This window comes from Duncaniella muricolitica, assembly GCF_910574735.1.
Classification (GTDB): domain Bacteria; phylum Bacteroidota; class Bacteroidia; order Bacteroidales; family Muribaculaceae; genus Duncaniella; species Duncaniella muricolitica.
This window is the reverse complement of record NZ_CAJTCF010000135.1, coordinates 1-4433: the sequence shown is the minus strand read 5'-3', so window position 1 is coordinate 4433 and position 4433 is coordinate 1. Positions and strand designations below refer to the sequence as shown.

General features: G+C 37.9%; 3 protein-coding genes and 2 pseudogenes. 3 read left to right on the top strand and 2 right to left on the bottom strand.

The window, feature by feature from the left end; all coding sequences use genetic code 11:
- The 3 genes and pseudogenes from QGT73_RS16995 to QGT73_RS16985 form a co-directional block, all read left to right on the top strand.
- Positions 1-118: pseudogene (locus QGT73_RS16995) on the top strand (IS982 family transposase); the annotation flags it as partial.
- Between the two features lie 41 nt (positions 119-159).
- Positions 160-954, top strand: a pseudogene (nagB, locus tag QGT73_RS16990) (glucosamine-6-phosphate deaminase); the annotation flags it as partial.
- Between the two features lie 234 nt (positions 955-1188).
- Positions 1189-2325, top strand: coding sequence for a tyrosine-type recombinase/integrase (locus QGT73_RS16985; RefSeq protein ID WP_280123218.1), 1137 nt, complete (start codon positions 1189-1191; stop codon positions 2323-2325).
- A 201-nt stretch (positions 2326-2526) separates the two neighbouring features.
- On the opposite strand, the gene QGT73_RS16980 is transcribed toward QGT73_RS16985, so the two are convergent.
- Positions 2527-3156 carry a HEPN domain-containing protein gene (locus QGT73_RS16980; protein ID WP_128718160.1) on the bottom strand — a complete coding sequence of 210 codons (630 nt, stop codon included), beginning with the start codon at positions 3154-3156 and terminating at the stop codon, positions 2527-2529.
- Between the two features lie 3 nt (positions 3157-3159).
- Complete coding sequence (locus tag QGT73_RS16975; RefSeq protein WP_280123217.1) at positions 3160-4245, bottom strand: DUF262 domain-containing protein; 1086 nt, start codon at positions 4243-4245, stop codon at positions 3160-3162.
- Positions 4246-4433 lie beyond the last annotated feature (188 nt).

The window sequence follows — 4433 nt, the reverse complement described above, 5'->3', positions numbered from 1 at the left end:
GTCTTTCGCTAATTTTATCACCAATGCCTTGAGTGCTATCGCTGCTTACTGCTTTTTCCCAAAGAAACCGTCTATCTCTTTGGAGTTTGTGACAGATAACCAGCTAACTTTGTTCTGATTGCTTATATCGAACTCACGTTAAACAATATAGAAACAAATATGCGTTTAATCATTCAACCCGACTATGACAAGATGTCTCAATGGGCTGCTTATTATGTGGCCTCATGCATCAACAGTTCTCACCCGACTCCGGAAAAACCGTTTGTGTTGGGTTGTCCCACAGGCAGTTCACCAATAGGTATGTATCGTGAACTGGTAAAGCTGTATAATGACGGGAAGGTTTCTTTCCGCAACGTTGTCACATTTAATATGGACGAATATTGCGGTATCCCCCAGGATCATGAGCAGAGCTATCATACTTTTATGTGGGATAACTTTTTCAGCCATATAGATATACCGGCAGAGAATGTAAATATACTTGACGGCAATGCACCGGACCTGCAAAAAGAATGTGATGAATTTGAGGCTAAAATGGCATCATACGGAGGTGTCGACTTATTTATGGGGGGAGTTGGGCCCGACGGACATATAGCATTCAATGAGCCTGGCTCGGCATTGGCCTCTCGTACCCGCATCAAGACACTCACCAGAGACACCATTATAGCCAACTCTCGGTTTTTCAACAATGACATCAATCTTGTTCCAAAAACCGCACTTACCGTAGGTGTCGGTACAGTTATGGCTGCCAAAAAAGTCATGCTACTGGTCAGCGGACACAACAAAGCCCTTGCACTTCATCACGGAATCGAAGAAGGAGTCTGTCACATGTGGACAATCTCAGCTCTGCAAAACCATCCAAAAGCCATTATTGTAGCTGACGACGGGGCCTGTGAAGAGCTAAAGGTCAAGACCTACCGCTACTTCAAAGACATTGAATCAGACAATCTCACCCCCGAACTAAGAGAGTGGTTAGTATTTTGCCATATATTCACTGATATTCAAATACATTCATTGCCATTCATTTTCAAATAGTTATATCGCAAAGTATTTCTATGCTTTTGCCTTAATTTGCCCTTATTTTCGCATTTAGTACACAATTAGTACGATTAGATTGTTAATATCTGTTGTGAGCCGTTTTCACGTTTGATTACGCCTCATTACCTTTGCATCAAACAAAGATAATCACCTATGGCTAAAGTAGAAAGCAAGAACAAACAGAACCCGAAACTCGTGCAGTCCGAATTGCAGGACGGTCGGGCAAGCCTTGCGTTGGAGTATTATCTCGGACGCAACGAAACCCCGGTGCTTGATGAAAACGGCAACCATGTCCTCTATACCGAGGGGGCGATGAAAGGAAAACCGAAATATAGAATCAAGCATATCCGCAAACGAGAGGTGCTGAACCTCTATATATGGCTACACCCTCGCAACCAGCAGGAACGCACCCAAAACAAGAATACTCTCGCACTCGCCGAGAAGATACGGTTTGAGCGTGAGCAGGAATTTCTCGAAGACCATGAGGGATACCGACTGAAAAAGGACGGTGATAACGACTTTATCAAATACTTCCGCAAACATTGGGAGAACGAGTTGTATTCAAAGCCAGTGAGAACTACCTACAAGACCTCTTACAACCGCTTTATGAGATTCCTTGAGGCTACACCACGCTTCCAACGTTACACATCGTTTCTGCGCATGGAATTGATTACACCCGAAATGGTGACGAGTTTCACAGACTATCTGAAGAAAGTCGCCAAAGGAGAGGAAGCGCATAAGTCATACTATATGTTCCGAACCGTAATTCTCCATGCGATAGAAGAAGGACTGATGAAAAAGAATCCGTGCAAAGGAATCGTAATCCACCGTGACGTGAACACGCTGAAAAAAGAGATACTGACAATGGATGAAATCAAACGCCTTGCCGCCACTCATTACGAGGGTGAGGACACGGCACTGCAACGAGCATTTCTCTTTTGCTGTTTCACCGGCATACGCTGGTGTGACACCGTGAGCCTCACACACGCCAATGTCGATTTCTCGGCAAAGATACTCCGATTCAACCAACAAAAGACCGAGGGGCGTAGCGCACACAGCGGTGTCACAATCCCATTAAGTCCAACGTTGCTGAAACTCATCGGGAATCCTATACAACACACTTCCGAAAAAATATTCAATATCACCTGCTACCGCACAACCGCAATCACACGCTTGCAGAAATGGGTAAAGGCAGCAGGAATCAACAAGACTATCACATGGCATTGTGGGAGACATTACAAATTGTCTTTACCATTGAAATTTAATGACTTGCATAAATCTGTCTTGTGATAGGTAACGACTTAGAAACGAGTGAAGTTCTGTATTCTATCTTGTTTTGCATTATATCAAAAGAACGCCTTTCTGCGAGCAAAGATAATTTATTCCCAATAAAAAAACAAATCAAGTGCATACAGAAACCAATGTAAAATGACAGTATAATTATTTTGTGAAAAATTCGCTGTTACAGAATGACCTTTACATGACCTATTTCTAGTGAATGCTATAATATGAAATTTTTCTAGATTTATTTGCTAACTCTACCATCAAATCATAAACATCTCTAACATACATTTTCACATCTTCTGGAGATAAACTTCTAATATTACGATGAGATGTATGTGCATAACCGCCCCTCGATTGAGTCAAATTATCTAATGCGGAAGAAAATCTAATATCCAATGGCGCATATAATCCTAATGGAACTAATAACCTTTTGAGATATTTTAAGCCCACACCATGATTTTGGTTCATAATATACTTAGAAAAATCGCTTTTTATACTTCTTATTTGAGCTAATAAATAATCATAAATTCTTTCGTCATCATTCCAACTTTCATTATCTATTGTTTTGCTATTTCCATAAAAGTGCAACAAGCATAATGTGGAATAACTGATACGTTGTGTGTTTACAAATTTATCTTCAATTTCATTGAGTGTATATAAACATATATTTTCTACAAACTCTTCAAAAGCTGCATGAGAAAGCACACAAAAACTTCTAATATCCAATTTGTACATTTCTGGATTTTCCAAAGGATCTGTATGGATATCTATATATTTATCTTCGAGTTCCAATAAATACATTTCCAATTTGTCCAATGACTCTTTAACGTCTACCATAAATTACAAAAAAGGATTAATTGCTAAGTTTAGCCTGAAAGATTTATTTATCAATTCTTGAAATTTAGCATATCTTATTTTGTAATATTCGATATTTTTTGTTGAACTCTCAATAGAGGCTCTAAAATCAGCATCTTCTGTACAGAGTTTTTTTAAGGCAGTTATAAACGTCTCTTTACTTGAAAGGATGTTCTTATCTAAATGAAGAAAATAAAAAATCTCCACCTCAAATAGCACTTTGTTAAATCTATTAGAGAAGGCATCTTCGTCATATTTCCTACCAATAATTTTATAATCCCCAAATGTTTCTTTTAGCAAATCTATTGCAGAATTTATTTTCTCGTATTGTTCCTTTATTTTAAGATGTGTCTCTCCCCAATTTTTTGTAATATCTCCCATCTTGTCATCTAAGAATTTCTTTAAATTACCCTTGTATTCTTTAGGATACATGGTAAAAGCAAATAATCTTAGTAAATTTTCGATATCCCGAAGTCTTTTGTCAGGTTCTGATAAATTCATAACAGAATGAATTGGTTGTAGTGTGTTCGTAGTTTCAACTAAATAATCAGCAAACTCTCCCTTGTTAAGTGCCTGTCGCAATTCTTGTGTAGATAAGGATTCTGATCCAGAATTAAGTCTATAGAAGATATCATACAGAATCTGGATATCCTTAAAATTTGTTATGACAGTACAGCGTAATGAAGAATTATCAAATTCGCGTTTAGACTTTTCATCCAAATCTACATATTTCAATTTGTTAAGATCCTTCAACACTTTCAATCCTTTTAATACTGGTTTATCCCAATACTTATATTTATTATTGTCAATAAACCCCGCAAGGGTAAGCAGTCTCTGCTTACCATCTATAACTATAAATGAGCGTTTCTTATTGGGATTTTCTGCTAAAACAATTTCCGGGACAGGATACCCCATTATGATTGATTCTATAAGTTTACTTCGTTTGTCATCATTCCAAGCATTTCTTCTTTGAAATTTGGGATTTAGGTCTATATTTTCGATATTGATTTGATTGAATATTGTTTCAATAGTCCAATCTCTAGCATAGACAACTACATCAGAGACATCCACTGTTTGAATATCCTCACTATCAGACTGATTATCAGTTATAATCTCAGCCTCTATATCTCTATTCTCAATTATTACTGTCCGCTAAACTTTTTTTGAGCGATTGAAAAATTAGGGCTGATTCTTGCTAAGGCAAGCGACAAAAGTCGATTACCATTTGCAGGAGTCAGCCCTAATTAGTTATTTTTGGT